Origin of the sequence: Methanothermobacter sp. (genome assembly GCF_030055435.1) — an archaeon.
Classification (GTDB): Archaea; Methanobacteriota; Methanobacteria; order Methanobacteriales; family Methanothermobacteraceae; genus Methanothermobacter.
In genome coordinates this window covers 1-15,884 of the sequence record NZ_JASFYG010000007.1, presented here as the reverse complement: position 1 = coordinate 15,884, position 15,884 = coordinate 1, and the positions used below count along the sequence as shown (strand labels likewise).

Here is a 15,884-nt window from a genome sequence, read left to right as displayed (position 1 = left end):
TGCTGTGACCATCAAATTTACCACAAACGAGATAAGATACATTGCACTCTTTGAAAGCATGACCGGTGCAATGGTGAAGGACTGCATTGTGGATGACGAAAATGGCAAGGTAACATTCCTTGTGAAAAAGGGTGACATGGGCCTTGCCATTGGTAAAAAGGGAAGTACAGTAGCCAAGGTCCAGAAGGCACTCGACAAGGGTGTTGAGGTAATCGAACACTCCAACGACCCCGTGGAGTTCATAAAGAACCTCATGGCACCCGCCAAGATAAGGAGTATCAGGATACTGCAGAAGGAAAACGGTGAAAAAATAGCAACAGTGGAAACCGATCCAAAGAATAAGAGAATCGCCATTGGACGCGGCGGACAGAACATTGAAAGGGCCAGGTTACTGGCCAGAAGACAGCACAACATAAGCAATATTATAATAAAATAAATCTCGAGGAGGAATCTTACTTGCCAGGATTATTCGCAGCAAAAAAACTCAAAAGCAAGAGGCAGAAATTCAGATGGAAGGACACCCACTACAAGAGGAGATCACTTCGCCTTGATGTTAAGGCCGACCCCCTTGAAGGCGCACCCCAGGCAAGGGGCATAGTGATTGAAAAGGTGGGTATAGAGGCAAAACAGCCAAACTCAGCAATAAGGAAATGTGTGAGGGTCCAGTTAATCAAAAACGGTAAACAGATCACAGCCTTCGCACCTGGAGACGGCGCTATTGGTTTTATCGATGAGCACGATGAAGTCGTTGTTGAGGGTATTGGTGGACCATCAGGAAGATCCATGGGTGATATTCCTGGTGTGAGGTGGAAGGTTACAAAGGTCAACAATGTTTCCCTGCAGGAAATGGTTAAGGGGAAAATAGAAAAACCTGTGAGGTAATCCTTATGAGTCTAGTTTTTGATAAATGGGAACTGGAGGAAGTCAAGGTTGAGGATATGGGCCTTGCAAAGTACATATGCCTTGACAGTATCCTGGTTCCCCACACAATGGGAAGACACGTTAAGAGGCAGTTTGCAAAGTCAAAGGTTTCAATAGTTGAGAGACTGATAAACAAGGTTATGAGGACCGAGAGGAACTCAGGTAAAAAGAACAAGGCCTACAAGATAGTGAAGGAGGCCTTTGAAATCATAAACCGGAGGACCAAGGAGAACCCAGTCCAGGTCCTTGTTAAGGCCGTCGAAAACACCTCCCCAAGGGAGGAGACCACAAGGATCAAGTACGGTGGTATAGGTTACCAGGTTGCGGTTGACATATCCCCACAGAGGAGGGTGGACCTTTCCCTCGGATTCATAACCAAGGGTGCAATGCAGGCAGCATTCAAGAACAAGAAATCCATAGAGGAATGCCTTGCAAACGAGATAATGCTGGCTGCAGAGTATGACACAAGAAGCTTTGCAATCCAGAAGAAGGAAGAGAAAGAAAGGATAGCCAGATCCGCACATTAAACTTACAGGTGGTTTTAGTGAGCAGACGTGCAAAAATGATTAGCAAGATTAAGGAGCTCATGTACCAGCCGGAATACATCCGTAACATCGGTATAGTGGCACACATCGACCATGGTAAAACAACCCTCTCAGATAACCTCCTGGCTGGTGCAGGCATGATCTCCGCTGAACTGGCCGGGGATCAGCGTTTCCTTGACTTCGACGAACAGGAACAGGCAAGGGGTATCACCATTGACGCAGCAAACGTTTCAATGGTCCACTCCTATAATGGAAAAGAATACCTCATCAACCTCATAGACACCCCCGGTCACGTGGACTTTGGGGGTGACGTTACAAGGGCCATGAGGGCTGTGGACGGTGCTGTTGTTGTCGTATGCGCAGTTGAGGGTATAATGCCCCAGACAGAAACCGTGCTGAGACAGGCCCTCAAGGAAAATGTCAGGCCCGTCCTCTTTATCAACAAGGTTGACAGGCTCATAAATGAACTCAAACTTGACGCCAGTGAGCTCCAGGAGAGATTCATAAAAATCATTGCCAATGCAAACAAACTCATCAAGAACATGGCCCCTGAAGAATTCAGGGACAAGTGGCAGGTCCGTGTGGAGGATGGAAGCGTTGCCTTCGGTTCAGCATACCACAACTGGGCCATAAACGTCCCGATAATGCAGGAGACAGGTATAAACTTCAATGACATTTACAAGTACTGTAAGGAGGACAACCAGAAGGAACTCGCCCAGAAGGTACCCCTCCACCAGGTGCTCCTCGGAATGGTGGTTGAGCACCTCCCAAGCCCCGCCAAGTCCCAGGCATACAGGGTGCCCATCATATGGTCAGGGGACCTTGAAAGCGAGGAAGGACAGGCAATGCTCAAAACAGACCCCAACGGCCCCCTTGCAGTTATGGTTACAGATGTGAGTATAGACAAACATGCAGGGGAAGTTGCAACTGGACGTGTCTACGGCGGTACAATAGAGAAGGGAAGCGAGGTCTTCCTTGTTGGTTCACACAGCAAGGCACGTGTCCAGCAGGTCGGTGTCTACATGGGACCCGAAAGGGTCAACACCGACAAGGTTCCTGCAGGTAACATAGTCGCAATAACCGGTGCAAAGAACGCTGTTGCAGGTGAAACAATCTGTGACACAGGAAGAAAGATAAAGGCATTCGAGGGTCTCGAACACATATCAGAACCCGTGGTTACAGTTGCAGTTGAGGCCAAGAATACCAAGGACCTTCCAAAACTCATAGAGGTCCTCAGACAAGTTGGTAAGGAGGACCCAACAGTAAGGGTTGAGATCAACGAGGAGACCGGTGAGCACCTCATCTCAGGTATGGGTGAACTTCACCTTGAGATCATAGCCTACAGGATAAACGAAAAGGGTGTTGAGATAGAGACCTCAGAGCCCATAGTGGTGTACAGGGAAACGGTTTCAGGAACCGCAGGCCCAGTTGAGGGTAAATCACCCAACAAGCACAACAGATTCTACATAGAAATTGAACCCCTTGAAGAATCAGTGATGCAGGCAATACAGGAAGGTAAGATAAAAGAAGGCCGTATTAAGGGTAAGGAAGCCGCGAAAGACTTCATAGAGGCAGGTATGGACAAGGAAGAGGCTAGAAGGGTGTGGGACGTCTATGAGAAGAACCTCTTCATCAACATGACCCGTGGTATCCAGTACCTTGACGAGATAAAGGAGCTACTCCTTGATGGTTTCGAAAGCGCAATGGACAATGGTCCCATAGCCAAGGAAAAGGTTATGGGTGTTAAGATAAAGCTCATGGACGCCAAGATCCACGAGGATGCAGTCCACAGGGGTCCGGCCCAGGTTTTACCCGCCATAAGGAAGGGTATATTCGGTGCCATGATGTCTGCCGAGCCGACGATGCTTGAACCCATTCAGAAGGTGTTCATCAACGTGCCCCAGGACTACATGGGAAGCGCAACCCGTGAGATACAGAACAGGCGTGGACAGATCATTAACATGACCCAGGAGGGTGACATGGTAACCGTTGAATCCGTGGTACCTGTGGCAGAGATGTTCGGATTCGCAGGTGATATCAGGTCAGCCACTGAGGGAAGATGTCTCTGGTCAACAGAGAACGCTGGATTCGAGAAACTGCCAAATGAACTGCAGCACACAATAATAAGGGAGGTAAGGACCAGGAAGGGTCTAAGCCCTGAACCTTACAGCGCAGACCACTACCTGGGTTAACCCCATTAAACTTATATAATTAAAAGGAATATAGGAAATTACCTTAGACAAAAAACACGTGTAGGTGTTGAATCTAGATCAGGCTAAATCATCACATATGGAGGTATAATATGGCTAAAGAAAAAGAACACATGAACCTGGCGTTTATTGGACACGTAGACCATGGAAAATCCACACTAGTGGGACACCTGCTTCTTCAGGCAGGGGCAATCGCCGAGCAGCAGCTGGCTGAGGGTGAGGACAAGTTCAGGTTCGTTATGGACAGACTCGCTGAAGAAAGGGAAAGGGGAGTTACAATTGACCTTGCACACGCAAAATTCGAAACAGACAAGTACGAATTCACCATCGTGGACTGCCCTGGACACCGTGACTTCGTTAAGAACATGATCACAGGTGCATCCCAGGCAGACGCTGCAGTCCTAGTGGTGGCAGTCGACGATGGTATAATGCCCCAGACAAAGGAGCACGTCTTCCTAGCAAGGACACTGGGTATAAACCAGCTAATAGTCGCCATCAACAAGATGGACCTTGTCAACTACGACGAAGAAAAATTCAACGCCCTCAAGGATGAGGTTGCAGCCCTCATCAAAACAGTTGGTTACAAGCCAAGCGACGTTGAATTCATACCCCTCTCAGCCTTCGAGGGTGACAACATAACCGCCAAGAGCGACAAGACAGCATGGTACAAGGGTAAAACACTCGTTGAAGCACTAGATGAACTTGAAGCACCTGAAAAACCTGTGGACCTTCCACTGAGGATACCCATACAGGACGTGTACTCCATCACAGGTGTGGGTACAGTCCCAGTTGGACGTGTAGAGACAGGGGTCCTCAAGAAGGGTGAAAACGTCATATTTGAACCAGCAGGTGTCAGTGGAGAAGTTAAATCCATCGAAATGCACCACGAAATGATAGAACAGGCAGAACCCGGTGATAACATAGGTTTCAACGTGAGGGGTGTCGGTAAAAACGACATCAGAAGGGGAGACGTTGCAGGACACCTGGACAATCCGCCAAAGGTTGCCAAGGAGTTCACAGCACAGATCGTTGTTCTCCAGCATCCAGGTGTCATAACAGTCGGTTACACACCTGTATTCCACTGCCACACAGCACAGGTTGCCTGCACATTCCTTGAACTTGTGCAGAAAATGAACCCTGCAACAGGTCAGGTTGAAGAGGAAAACCCAGACTTCCTCAAAACAGGTAACGCTGCTGTCGTGAAGGTCAAACCAACCAAGCCACTGGTCATTGAAAAGATAAAGGACATCCCACACATGGGAAGGTTCGCCATAAGGGACATGGGACAGACAGTGGCTGCTGGAATGTGTATAGACCTCGTGCCAGCAAAATAAACCCCATCCCTTCCCTTTTTAAAGGAGGATTCAGATGCACAAAGCAAGGATTAAACTCACAGGGACAGACCCTGAAAAACTGGCATACGTCTGTGACCAGCTGAAGAAGATCGCTGAGAGGACAGGCGTGGACATGTCAGGCCCAATACCCCTCCCAACCAAGAGGCTTGTGGTCCCAACAAGGAAATCCCCTGATGGTGAGGGAACCGCAACCTGGGAGAAATGGGAGATGAGGATCCACAAGAGACTTGTGGGTATAGAGGCCGATGAAAGGGCAATGCGTCAGGTAATGAAGGTCAATGTACCTGACAACGTCAGCATAGAAATAGAACTCAAGAGTTAACTGGGGTGCAAACCCCTATAACCAAATTCAGGGACCAAAAACTATATAAATAAGAGTTTATCAATCTCTTTTATCTAATGCTGCCGGGATAGCCTAGCCAGGTAAGGCGCGGGACTTGAGATCCCGTGGAGATTCTCTCCGCCTGGGTTCAAATCCCAGTCCCGGCGCTTAAAAATCTTTTCTAAAACTAATAACTTATTCTGCCGGGATAGCCTAGCCAGGTAAGGCGCAAGACTGGAAATCTTGTGGAGCTCTGCTCCGCCTGGGTTCAAATCCCAGTCCCGGCGTAGAATAAAGATTTAAAATATAGGAGGAAGAGACCGCCTTGAGGGTGGCGGTCTGGACCCTTAAAAAAATTAATCAGGTGTTTTCATCGGGTTTCTTTTTATTCAGATCCTCAGAAGGTCTTAAAATGAGGGGCTCCTCATCAATTGCCCCTGAATCATGCACCACACACTCCCCTATTCTTTCTCTTATTGCATTGGGATCCTCAACATCTACCATATCAACAAGTTCCACCTGCCTTCTGAACCTCTCTATGGCCTCATCAGGCATGTTTTCTATGTAGGGGATGGCGCCGGTGGCCCCGATTATTCTCCCGGTTTCTCCATCAACCCCGTTGGTATGGAGGGCCTTAATGGTCTGACCCGTGATGTGACCCATGACCTCTGCACCGCATACAAGGAGGAATCTGAGGTTGGGGTTTGCAATTACATTACCAACGACCTTCTCTATTCCAAGGTTCTCTGTGTGCAGTGGACCTGAAATTGCTGCACCCGCCCTTACAGGCTCATCTTCCATGTGGGACCCGAGGGTGACAACCGCAACCGGACTTTCGGCATCACCAACCACATAGTCCCCAACTATGTGTGGCCAGTCCTCGGGTACCGGTTTCTTGTCAACCATTACAAACACCTCTTTAACCATCAGTTAATTTTTAACTTCTGGTTAAAGTTTAACTTGTAGTTAAAAATATATAAATCTTCCGGTAAAATCCTTTTAAAGCCACAGAACAGATATCCTACAGATACAGAAAAGGTGAACCAAATGGCCCCGACTTCCAGGAGAGAACGTGAAAGGCAGAAAAGACAGATGCAGATAATAAGGGCTGCTGAGAAGGCATTCTTCGAGAGGGGCTACGACAATGTGACCATGGATGAAATAGCAGAAAGGGCAGAGGTCAACAAGGCACTCCTCTACTACTACTTCAAAAATAAGGAGGCCCTTTTCTTCGCCGTTAACCTCTACGGCGTAAGAATACTCCACAAGATGTACTCAGAATGTTCGGAGCTTGAAACAGACGGTTACGGCAAGGTGAAGGCCATGTTGGACGCCCTCTACAGATTCTCAAAGGAACACCCTGACTACTTCAGGATATACTGCTACAGTGGCACAGAAAGATTTGAGATGAGCGAGAGTGAGGATGGAAGGGAAATAGTTGACCTCCGCACAGGGATGTGGAGGCTCATGGTCGAGGCGATCATAGAGGGTATGAAAGACGGTAGCATTCGCAGTGACCTCGACCCGGTTGAGCTATCCATATACATACATACACTGGCCATAAATTCCCTCAACCTCGACCTCACATCAAGGATGGTTCTTGAGGCCAGAGAAATCGGGAGAGACAGATTCTGGAGGGACCTTGAGATATTCCTTGAATCAGCCCTGAAAAATCAGAAGCCGGAAAGCAGAGAGCCATGAATAGCAGCCGCACCATAAATAACTATATAAGGTTTTAGATACAATCTGTAGTTAAAGTAACGATGTGAGGAAAAGAATGAATATGGATGATGTTAACTTCGTGATAATAGATAACAGCCAGAAAGATAAAAAGAATCTTGGGCTCCTCGTGGATGGCCCAAACATGCTCAGAAAGGAATTCTGCTCAGACCTTGACTTTGTTAAGAGCCTCCTGCTTGACAGGGGAAACCTCAGGGTAGGTAAGGTCCTCCTCAACCAGTACGCCTCAGATAAACTCATCGAGGCAGTTGTAAACCAGGGATTCTCACCCACGATAGTCGCAGGGGACGTGGATGTCCAGCTTGCAGTGGAGGCCTTTGAACTCATACACAACCCCCACATTGATGTGGTTGCACTGATGACAAGAAATGCAGATTTCCTCCCGCTAATAAACATAGCAAAGGAGAAGGGAAAGGAAACCCTTGTTATAGGTGCAGAGCCAGGGTTCAGCATAGCACTCCAGAACTCGGCAGATAACTCCATAAAACTAATAAGTGAAGGTGTCTGATGGTGTACCGCAGAATACTGATACCCACAGATGGCTCAGATGACGCCAGGAAGGCAACAGAACACGCATTCAGAATTGCAGAGATGAGCAGTGCAGATATCCTCGGGATAAGTGTAGTTGACACATCCTACAGGAAGGTCTGGCATGAGGATATCAGCAGGCGCATTGAAAGGATACTCAGAAAACAGTCAGAAAAGGCAATATCCATCCTCAAGGACGAATTTTCATCAATGCAGGAAAATGGTAGAATGAAGGAGTGCAAACTCGATACCCGGATACTTGAGGGCAACCCTGCAGAAGTTATCCTTGAAACAATGGAGGATGAGGATGTTGACCTAGTCGTTATGGGCAGCTCAGGTAAACACGGCCTCGACCGTATAATATCCGGAAGCATAACACGAAAGATTCTGAAATCTGCAGAAACTCCAATACTGGTCGTTGGCTGAATACGTGAAGGTGATTTAATGATAGGAAAAAAGACATTAAGTGACGAGAAACTGGCGCTTATAACCTTCAGCGGATCCTTAAGCAAAACAGGTGAACTCATTGAAGAGGTAAGGGAATTCATCTCATCAGAGAACCTTGAAATAGCAGGTGACCCCCTGGTGATATTCTACACAAGCCCCCTTAAGGATGATGGCCGATATGATGTGGGAATACCTGTAAAGGGCGAATCAGAGGGCTCCGGTGATATCAAAATTGTTACGATCCCCGAACACACCGTAATATTTAAAGAATATTCTGAAAATAGAAATGAAGCCTATGAGGAGCTCATAGCTTACACAGAGGAAAACGGAATTGACATAATAGGGGCTCCGCGGGAGATATGCCATAAAAAGGTAAGGGAAATACAGTTCCCTGTTATACTATGAAAGAATTCCTGTTTGATTTAATTTCTGTTTTTCTTAAGTAAAATGTGGTTCATGATTTAATTGCATTTCCATGACAAAAATTCAATTCCTGTTTTTCTCGATGATCTCCCTGAAGGAGTCAATGACATACTGAACCTGTCCGTCGGTCATCCCATAAACACTGCACTTGAACCACTTGGTCTGACCCCTTCTTATACCAACAATCCTCCTCTTCTTAAGTTCCTCGTAGAGGAAGAAACCCTTCCTGGGATGTGAAGACGCAATATCATGGAATACAGGGGTTTCAAACCTCACAAGGTCGTGTTCCTTGGGTCTCTTACCAATCTGCCTTATACCTCCCATCTCCTCAAGTTCAGAGACAAATCTCCGGGTTTTTTTAATCTCATCATCCCACCGGGAAACCCTCTCCACAACGTGTGGAAGGGAAGCCATGAGGGTGGCAAGTGGTGCTCCACGTGATGTGCAGCCCAGCATCTCAATCTCCTTCTTCTCATGCCTCACTGACCTTCTGAGGATGATGTCCTCCCATTCAGACCTCATCCCAAGAACACCTATCGGTCCAGAGGCCGCCATGCTCTTGTGCCCGCTTCCAACGACAAAGTCCGCTCCGATTTCTCCGAGTTTAACAGGGAGACGACCCATGGAATAGGCGCAGTTCAGGAGGAGGGGGACACCCATATTTCTGCATATCTTGGCTACCTCCTCTGCTTCGGTGAGGTTACCGTAATTACCATCCACATGTGTTAGAACTGCAAGTTTAACATCAACCCTGTCAGCGACCTCCTCAAGGACCTCCCTGTAGGCCTCAGGTTTTATCTCATAGTCAGGGTATCCCGTTGATGGGACCTCAACAATCTCAAGGTTGTTTCTCTCTGCAGCGAGGTGGGTGGTGTAGTGTGCGTTTCCATCCGCAACGATGGTGTCACCAGCCTCGCAGAGGGCATGCATAACTGTAAATTTACCCTCCCTTGCCCCATGAACCGTCCTGACAGCATCTGCGTCTATGAAATCTGCGAGGTCATCCAGGAAGCTGTTCACAGCCGGCCTTGTAACCTGGTCCAGTCTTCCATCGCAGTAATCACAGACACTGTAGCCATCCCCAAATTCATAGAGGGCCCTCCTGGCGGCTGCAGGTAAAACACCACCCCTCTGGAGGGGGTTAAGGTTGAGATTGTCCCTCTCAAGTGACCTTGTAATACCATAATCAGCGCATTCCATAATCAATCACCCAGTAAATCAATGATCCTCCGATAAACATGATCACGACTTTCAGGATCCACAACAAATACTCTTATGTCACCCCTCTTTCTTATACTTTGAACAAGTTTTCTGTGGACCGCTGCAACCACAGGAACTTCTGAATCCAGCGCTTCCTCCACAGCCCTCCTGAACCTCTCACTCTTAAGTTCCATTGGCGCTATCTCATCTATCAGGACACAGTCATCCTCTTCCAGAGCACTCATTATCGCTGGAACAGCGATTTCATCAATAACATCAACATTCACACCGTACCTTCCAACCCGCGGCCCCCTGCTATTCACTGAGGCAAGAAGACCCCTCCTACCTGATTTTATATCAACAACCTCAAAGCCAACCCTTGATGAGCCCTCCCTCACCTCCGGGGTGAATATACCCCCCGTAGAAAGACCTTTAAGTTTCAGGTGGTCCTTTATTCTCTCAATAAGGGTGCTTTTCCCACTTCCAGGTCTTCCTGTTATTAAAATTTTCACATGGCTCACCTCAACTTGTCCTCAGATAAGATTTTCAACACCCTCCCTCAGAGCCCATCGCCTCGCCTCTTCAAGTTCATACCTGGATGGGTAACGGTTCAGTTCAGGGTACCGTGATGCCCTGTAGAGGGGTCTGTACTGGCCCATGATGTTCATTACGGTGTCCTTTCCAAGGTTATCTGCGACCCATGATATGATGGGTTTTGTGCAGCACTCAAGGTGCCCTGGAATCAACAGGTGCCTTATTATCATATCTTCACCCCTTATTCTGAGGTGGTTCTCTGATACAACCTCAAAGTAGTTCCTTACGCCGGCAAGTTTCAATGCGCAGTCACTGTTGCCAAATTTGAAGTCGGTGAGGTAGAGGTCCACGATACCTTTCAGTAGCCTCATGGATTCCTGTGAGAGGTACATGTTGCTGTTCCATACCACAGGTACACTGATGGATATCCGCCGGAGGACACGTAGAATGTAGGGTAGTGCGGGGGTCGGGTCTCCCCCGACGAAGTTGACGTTGGCTGAGCCCATCCGCCTCCGCTCCTCTATGAGGGCCGCAAGTCTATCCTCAGGGATGCTGACACCCACAGACGGGTTCTGTGATATGTCCCAGTTCTGGCAGAAGACACAGTTCATTGTGCAACCCGAGAAGAAGATGGTGTGACTGGGCACCAGCGGTGCCTCTTCGCCGTAGTGCAGGAACTCCGATGCAACCCGGGGTGATGTAACACCGCATCTTCCAGGGTTCAATTTACGATCAACACAGCATCTCCAGTGGCACAGTGAACATTTCCTGAAAATCCTCTCTGCAATTTCAATTTTCAGATCAAGGAATGATCCTCTGCACTCCCCTGAACACTCAAAGCCCTGCTCTATTCTTTCATGTTCCCGCCAGAGTTCACTGGTATCTGACTCCCTGCTGAAGGATGCTGGAATGACCTTTGCCTCAAGAAATCTTGCATCCTTCCTTCCATCCCTCACATCAAGGTAGTGGCCAAGAGCATCTTTCAGTGACATTTTAACCTGTTACATGGATTCCCTCAACAATGAGGGGTGCCGTTACAAAGTCTCCAATCTGCCTTCTCTCAAGGTCTGTGGATGAGACGTTATTCATGAGCTCAAATATGTTACCAGAGAGCATCGCCTTCTTCACAGGCGTGAATTCGCCACCCTCCACTAGGAAGGCGTTGTTGGCCTCAACCGAGAAGTCACCTGAGATGGGGTTTGCTGTGTGGGCACCCAGCACATCAGTCACATATATCCCGCTAAAATCATCAAGTGAAACCTCATCCCCAAATTCAAGGATGAAGTTTGTGGTTGAAACCATGGGTATGTCAGAGTAGCCTCGCAGCCCGTTACCTGTGCTCTCACATGAACCCTTGGATGCAGTGTAGATGCTGTGTATGTAGCCCTCAAGGACTCCATCAGCAACAAGGAGTGTTCTCTGGGATGGTGTGCCCTCCCCATCAAAGGGTGATGAGCCAAGGCCTCCCCTCAGTGTACCATCATCGTATATGCTGAGGTCAGGGGATGTTATTTCAGTGCCGATCCTATCAGCCAGGACGGATCTCCCCCTCTGAACGTTATCTGCACTGAATGCCGCGGCAAATGTGCCAAGCAACCCTGCGGCTGCATGGTAATCCAGTACAGCTGACATCCTTCCGCTCTCAACATTTTCACCGCCAAGGGAATCCCTCGCTATCCGGCATGCCCTTCCAGCTATCCATTCAGGGTCTATGTCCATGATACATGATGAATCAGACTCATATGCCGTTGTCCTGGACCCATTTTTCTCTGCATTCACCGATATGTATGCTGAGAATCCCGTTGACCTTGATGAAGCCTCAACACCCTCCGAGTTCAGGATGAATGTTTCAACCATGGATGCTGAAAACCCGCCACTTGTTGGTCTGCAACCCTCATCAAGTGTTTTATCAACCATGACCTCTGCGATGCTGGCAGATTCCCCAACTTCCAGTTCCAGGAATGATGTGTCAAAGATCCCCTTCACTGTGGGGTAGGTGGCCGGCTCTGAGAATCCAAAATTTTCATCTGGATCGGCAAGCTTGAGATTCTCTGTGGCTATTTTAACGGCTCTATGGAGATTCGATGGATCTGAGGTGTATGCAAAGCCCATCCTACCTCCCTTAAGTACCCTTATACCGATACCTGTCATGGATTCTATCTTACCAAAGTCTATGAGGTCCCTCTGAACCTGCACCTCAACTGTATGTTCCCTTTCAATGTAGACTTCAGCCATCTCAGAGTTCCTTAAGGCCAACTTGATGGCCTTTTCAGCGAAATCAAACATCGGTATCCACCCCGACAAATTTATCGATGGCCTCCCTAACTCCATCACCATATTTTCCTGCGGTGACATAATCTGCCATTTCCCTGAGCTCGGGGGCTGCATTGGCAACGGCCACGCTGAGGCCCGCCTTTTCAAGGAATTCAATATCGTTCTCACTGTCCCCTATTGCCATGACATCAGACATTTTAATCCCCATTTTCTCTGCCACAAGCTTCAGGGAAGAGCCCTTATCTACCCGGGGGTCTGTAAGGTGTATTGCAAAGCCCGTGTCATAGACCTCAACATCAAATCCCTTAAGGGCCTCCCTGATGACCTGAACAGGCATTTCCCTGGTGATTGCCACCTCAGATAACCTGAGATCAGAGAACTGGACCTTCGTGGCAGGGTAAATTTTTCTAAGGTGATTGTAGGCGGTTTCTGCCTTTTCGATATCACCCAGAACCCTTATATCCCCATTAGAGTATATCACGCCGCCATTTTCAGCCACAATACCACCACTTGTCCCTATAAGGACAGATGTCGCCATTGCAAAGCACAGGACATTCCCTGTCACGATTATGACAGGGATTCCTTTTCTTTCAGCACCCCTGAGGGCCCTGAGAGCGCTGATGCACAGTTTTCTGGTGCTGTCGGTTATTGTACCATCTATGTCAACCGCAATGGCCCTCATCACTGCACCCTGAATGAACTGTAGCGGTAGGCTATGTTGCAGGTCCCCTCCCTTGAAACCATACAGGCCCCAACAGGGTTTGTGGGCGTGCACTGGGTCTTAAAGAGTGAGCATTCCTCTGGCCTTGCAACACCCCTCAGTATTGCGCCGCATATGCAGCCAGTGGGCACCTCAACGGCATCAGCGACGTCAATATCGAATTTTTCCCTTGCATTGAACTCTGAAAATTCATCCCTGATCTCATATACAGATTCAGGTATGACCGGGAATCCCCTCCACTCCCTCTCGGTTATGCGGAAAACCTCATCCATCGCCTGCTGGGCCTTTATGTTACCCTCAGGTTTCACCGCCCTCTTATATTCATTCTCAACCTTTGCCTCGCCCCTTTCGATCTGCCTGAGTATCATGTACACTGCCATGAGTATGTCAAGGGGGTTGAATCCTGCTATGACCTGAGGTATTCCGTAGTCCCGTGAGAAGGGCTCATAGGGTTTCATGCCGATTATGGTTGATACATGGCCCGGCTCTATGAGGGCGTTGAGGTTAACCTCCCCTGATTCTATGAGGAATTTGAGTGCTGGGGGTATCAGCCTGTGGCAGGATAGGACTGAAAAGTTCTCTGGTGGGCCTGATAGTATCTCCGATGCTGTTGTTGGTGCGGTGGTCTCAAAGCCTGCCGCCATAAAGACGACCTCCCTGTCAAGTTTTCTCGCTATATCCACCGCATTTCCCACACCGTAGACTATCCTGACATCGGCGCCCTCGGCCCTAGCATCTGCAAGTGACCCCTTCGAACCAGGAACACGGAGCATGTCACCGAATGTTGTGATTGTAACGCCCTGCCTTGCAAGTTCTATGCACTCGTCTATTTCTCTTGCGGGGACGCAGCAGACAGGGCACCCCGGCCCGGCCACCACCTCAACCTCGTCGGGGAGGAGTGATCTTACTCCATGCTGCATTATAGTGTGTTCATGTGAACCGCAGACGTGCATTATCTTAACAGGGCGTGATATTTCATGTATCCTTGAAACCAGTTCCCTTGAAAGATTCTTCATAGGCTACCACCAAATTACAGTTAAGGTCTATTTATCATGATCCATATATATAACTGGCAGTGGATTTATTAAGCAGGGGGATTATCAACCATGACACCCATCATCCTAATACTAATCTTCTGCGCCTCACTGCTCGGTGTTATAAGATCAGCGGACATCTTTGTGGACAGGATCGTTGATATCGGGAGGGCGCTTGGAATATCACAGATAATACTTGGAGTTACGGTTGCAGCTGCAGGGACATCTCTTCCTGAGTTCGGGTCCGCCATGATCTCTGTCCTTACAGGTAGCCCTGAACTCGGTGTGGGTGTGGTGATAGGTTCGAACATATGGAACATCGCGGGTATCATAGGGATATCTGCCATTCTCTCCTGTGCTGTTACAACAAACAGGGATGAGATCCGGAGGGATGGATTATTCGGGCTTCTCAGCATCCTGATACTTTCATCTTTCATGCTCATGGGGCCCATTGGCCCTCTTACAGGTGCCGTTCTCCTCAGCATCTATGGTGTTTACCTTTTAATTCTTATAAAGAAGCAGAGGAAATATTACGCGAGCCACCTCATAGAGGGTGGTGATGCTGGCTGGAAGACCATTGTAACTGCAGTTTTAAGTTTCTTCGGGCTTGTGGTGTTCTGCAGGGTACTGGTTTACAGCGCAGTTGGAATTGCCGCGGTTCTCCATATTCCTGAGATGATAGTCGGCCTTTTTGCCCTTGCCATCGGGACAAGCCTTGCTGAACTTGTTGTCGCTGTTAACTCTGCAAGGAAGCATATGTGCAGCCTCTCACTGGGCACGGTACTTGGGAGTAACATATTCAATATCCTCATAGGCATAGGGGTTCCATCATTATTCGTGAAAATCCCTGTTGAGCCCCTCTCAGTTGTGCTTGATGCCCCCATTTTGATAGTTGTGACAGTTATTGTAATGTACTTCATGTGGACGGATATGGAGCTTAGAAGAGTTGAAGGAGTCGTGCTTCTCATTATATACATAATCTATGCTGCCTTAAGAATAGCAATCACAGGTTGAATAAAAAAATAAAAGGAAAGGGTTTATTTTCTCCTTGATATCGCTGAACCTGCTGCCACAAGAAGCATTCCTGCAATAAATGCAGTTAGAGGTGCTCCTGTTGGCTTCATTGGTACGGTTCCCGGTCCTGGTTGAGGTCTAGGTGATGGTCCCGGAGATGGACCTGGACCTGGTGATGGTTCAACATCAATCTCCACATCAGTCGTGTTGTTACCCCCACTTGAACCTGAACTCACGGTTGCAACGTTCACGAATGTGCCGCGCCTTATGAGCTGGACCACCATGTCAAGGACCGCGCTTGAGCCTGCTGGGAGGTCGCCTACCATCCAGACACCAGTTGCAGGGTTATATGAACCCCTGGTGGCATTGGAGGATATGTACCTCATGGCATCTGGCAGCCTGTCGGTAACCATTGTGTTGAGTGCTGTGTCGGGTCCATTGTTGGTTACTGTTATAGTGAACCTTACGTTCTGACCCACACGCACAGCCCTTCTATCCACTGTCTTGTTAATGATGAGCTCTGCCCTTGGGTTAACTGTTACAGTGGCATTGGCGCTCTTATCAGGGTTCGGGTTGTAGGTATCCGCCACCACATCCGCAACGTTAACCAGAGTGG

The 15,884-nt window shown here is 48.4% G+C and carries 19 protein-coding genes and 2 tRNA genes; 13 read left to right on the top strand and 8 right to left on the bottom strand.

Annotated elements, in window-relative coordinates; genetic code table 11:
- The first annotated feature begins 4 nt into the window (after positions 1 to 4).
- From QFX30_RS08155 to QFX30_RS08120, 8 genes are all read left to right on the top strand, one after another.
- Positions 5 to 436 carry a NusA-like transcription termination signal-binding factor gene (locus QFX30_RS08155; protein WP_300490714.1) on the top strand — a complete coding sequence of 144 codons (432 nt, stop codon included), beginning with the start codon at positions 5 to 7 and terminating at the stop codon, positions 434 to 436.
- Positions 437 to 456: 20 nt separating this feature from the next.
- Positions 457 to 882, top strand: coding sequence for a 30S ribosomal protein S12 (locus QFX30_RS08150; protein ID WP_013296236.1), 426 nt, complete (start codon positions 457 to 459; stop codon positions 880 to 882).
- 5 nt (positions 883 to 887) lie between these two features.
- Complete coding sequence (gene rpsG, locus QFX30_RS08145; RefSeq protein ID WP_300490712.1) at positions 888 to 1,448, top strand: 30S ribosomal protein S7; 561 nt, start codon at positions 888 to 890, stop codon at positions 1,446 to 1,448.
- 17 nt (positions 1,449 to 1,465) lie between these two features.
- Entirely contained in the window at positions 1,466 to 3,658 is a 2,193-nt protein-coding gene (locus QFX30_RS08140; protein ID WP_300490710.1) for an elongation factor EF-2, read from the top strand.
- A gap of 110 nt (positions 3,659 to 3,768) precedes the next feature.
- Positions 3,769 to 5,010 (top strand): translation elongation factor EF-1 subunit alpha, encoded by a 1,242-nt coding sequence (tuf, locus tag QFX30_RS08135; protein WP_300490708.1) that lies wholly within the window; start codon positions 3,769 to 3,771, stop codon positions 5,008 to 5,010.
- Positions 5,011 to 5,044: 34 nt separating this feature from the next.
- On the top strand, positions 5,045 to 5,353 hold the full coding sequence (gene rpsJ, locus QFX30_RS08130; protein WP_010876685.1) for a 30S ribosomal protein S10: 309 nt from the start codon (positions 5,045 to 5,047) through the stop codon (positions 5,351 to 5,353).
- An 82-nt stretch (positions 5,354 to 5,435) separates the two neighbouring features.
- Positions 5,436 to 5,520 (top strand) — tRNA-Ser (locus tag QFX30_RS08125).
- A gap of 35 nt (positions 5,521 to 5,555) precedes the next feature.
- Positions 5,556 to 5,640: transfer RNA gene (locus QFX30_RS08120), tRNA-Ser, on the top strand.
- Positions 5,641 to 5,713: 73 nt separating this feature from the next.
- Here the strand turns inward: QFX30_RS08120 and mtrA are convergent.
- The gene (gene mtrA / locus QFX30_RS08115; RefSeq protein ID WP_300490703.1) at positions 5,714 to 6,259 is read right to left on the bottom strand and encodes a tetrahydromethanopterin S-methyltransferase subunit A; all 546 of its coding nucleotides are present in this window, start codon (positions 6,257 to 6,259) and stop codon (positions 5,714 to 5,716) included.
- Positions 6,260 to 6,400: 141 nt separating this feature from the next.
- Between mtrA and QFX30_RS08110 the strand changes: the two genes are divergently transcribed.
- The 4 genes from QFX30_RS08110 to QFX30_RS08095 all read left to right on the top strand — a co-directional run bounded on the left by QFX30_RS08110 (position 6,401) and on the right by QFX30_RS08095 (position 8,473).
- Positions 6,401 to 7,054, top strand: a complete 654-nt coding sequence (locus tag QFX30_RS08110; RefSeq protein WP_300490700.1) for a TetR/AcrR family transcriptional regulator — start codon at positions 6,401 to 6,403, stop codon at positions 7,052 to 7,054.
- Between the two features lie 76 nt (positions 7,055 to 7,130).
- Complete coding sequence (locus tag QFX30_RS08105; protein WP_300490698.1) at positions 7,131 to 7,601, top strand: TIGR00288 family NYN domain-containing protein; 471 nt, start codon at positions 7,131 to 7,133, stop codon at positions 7,599 to 7,601.
- A 2-nt stretch (positions 7,602 to 7,603) separates the two neighbouring features.
- Positions 7,604 to 8,047 carry a universal stress protein gene (locus QFX30_RS08100; protein WP_300490695.1) on the top strand — a complete coding sequence of 148 codons (444 nt, stop codon included), beginning with the start codon at positions 7,604 to 7,606 and terminating at the stop codon, positions 8,045 to 8,047.
- 18 nt (positions 8,048 to 8,065) lie between these two features.
- Complete coding sequence (locus QFX30_RS08095; protein WP_300490693.1) at positions 8,066 to 8,473, top strand: transcriptional regulator; 408 nt, start codon at positions 8,066 to 8,068, stop codon at positions 8,471 to 8,473.
- An 81-nt stretch (positions 8,474 to 8,554) separates the two neighbouring features.
- Here QFX30_RS08095 and pscS read toward each other — a convergent pair whose 3' ends face one another.
- From pscS to hypD, 6 genes are read right to left on the bottom strand one after another with little or no spacing between them, the layout of a single operon-like run.
- Positions 8,555 to 9,691: an O-phospho-L-seryl-tRNA:Cys-tRNA synthase gene (pscS, locus tag QFX30_RS08090; protein WP_300490691.1), complete on the bottom strand. Its 1,137-nt coding sequence runs from the start codon at positions 9,689 to 9,691 to the stop codon at positions 8,555 to 8,557.
- Positions 9,692 to 9,693: 2 nt separating this feature from the next.
- Positions 9,694 to 10,203, bottom strand: a complete 510-nt coding sequence (locus QFX30_RS08085; RefSeq protein ID WP_300490689.1) for an NTPase — start codon at positions 10,201 to 10,203, stop codon at positions 9,694 to 9,696.
- A gap of 21 nt (positions 10,204 to 10,224) precedes the next feature.
- Positions 10,225 to 11,217, bottom strand: coding sequence for a radical SAM protein (locus tag QFX30_RS08080; RefSeq protein WP_300490687.1), 993 nt, complete (start codon positions 11,215 to 11,217; stop codon positions 10,225 to 10,227).
- A 1-nt stretch (position 11,218) separates the two neighbouring features.
- Positions 11,219 to 12,511, bottom strand: a complete 1,293-nt coding sequence (locus QFX30_RS08075) for a TldD/PmbA family protein (RefSeq protein WP_300490685.1) — start codon at positions 12,509 to 12,511, stop codon at positions 11,219 to 11,221.
- Entirely contained in the window at positions 12,504 to 13,181 is a 678-nt protein-coding gene (locus QFX30_RS08070) for a phosphoglycolate phosphatase (protein WP_300490683.1), read from the bottom strand. The genes QFX30_RS08075 and QFX30_RS08070 overlap by 8 nt, the downstream gene beginning before the upstream one ends.
- A complete protein-coding gene (hypD, locus tag QFX30_RS08065; protein ID WP_300490680.1) occupies positions 13,181 to 14,236 on the bottom strand; it encodes a hydrogenase formation protein HypD in 1,056 nt (351 codons plus the stop codon). The genes QFX30_RS08070 and hypD overlap by 1 nt, the downstream gene beginning before the upstream one ends.
- 90 nt (positions 14,237 to 14,326) lie before the next feature.
- On the opposite strand from hypD, the gene QFX30_RS08060 reads away from it, so the two are divergent.
- Positions 14,327 to 15,268, top strand: a complete 942-nt coding sequence (locus tag QFX30_RS08060; protein ID WP_300490678.1) for a calcium/sodium antiporter — start codon at positions 14,327 to 14,329, stop codon at positions 15,266 to 15,268.
- Positions 15,269 to 15,291: 23 nt separating this feature from the next.
- Here the strand turns inward: QFX30_RS08060 and QFX30_RS08055 are convergent.
- The coding region (locus QFX30_RS08055) for a DUF11 domain-containing protein (protein WP_300490675.1) at positions 15,292 to 15,884 on the bottom strand (593 nt) is incomplete at its 5' end.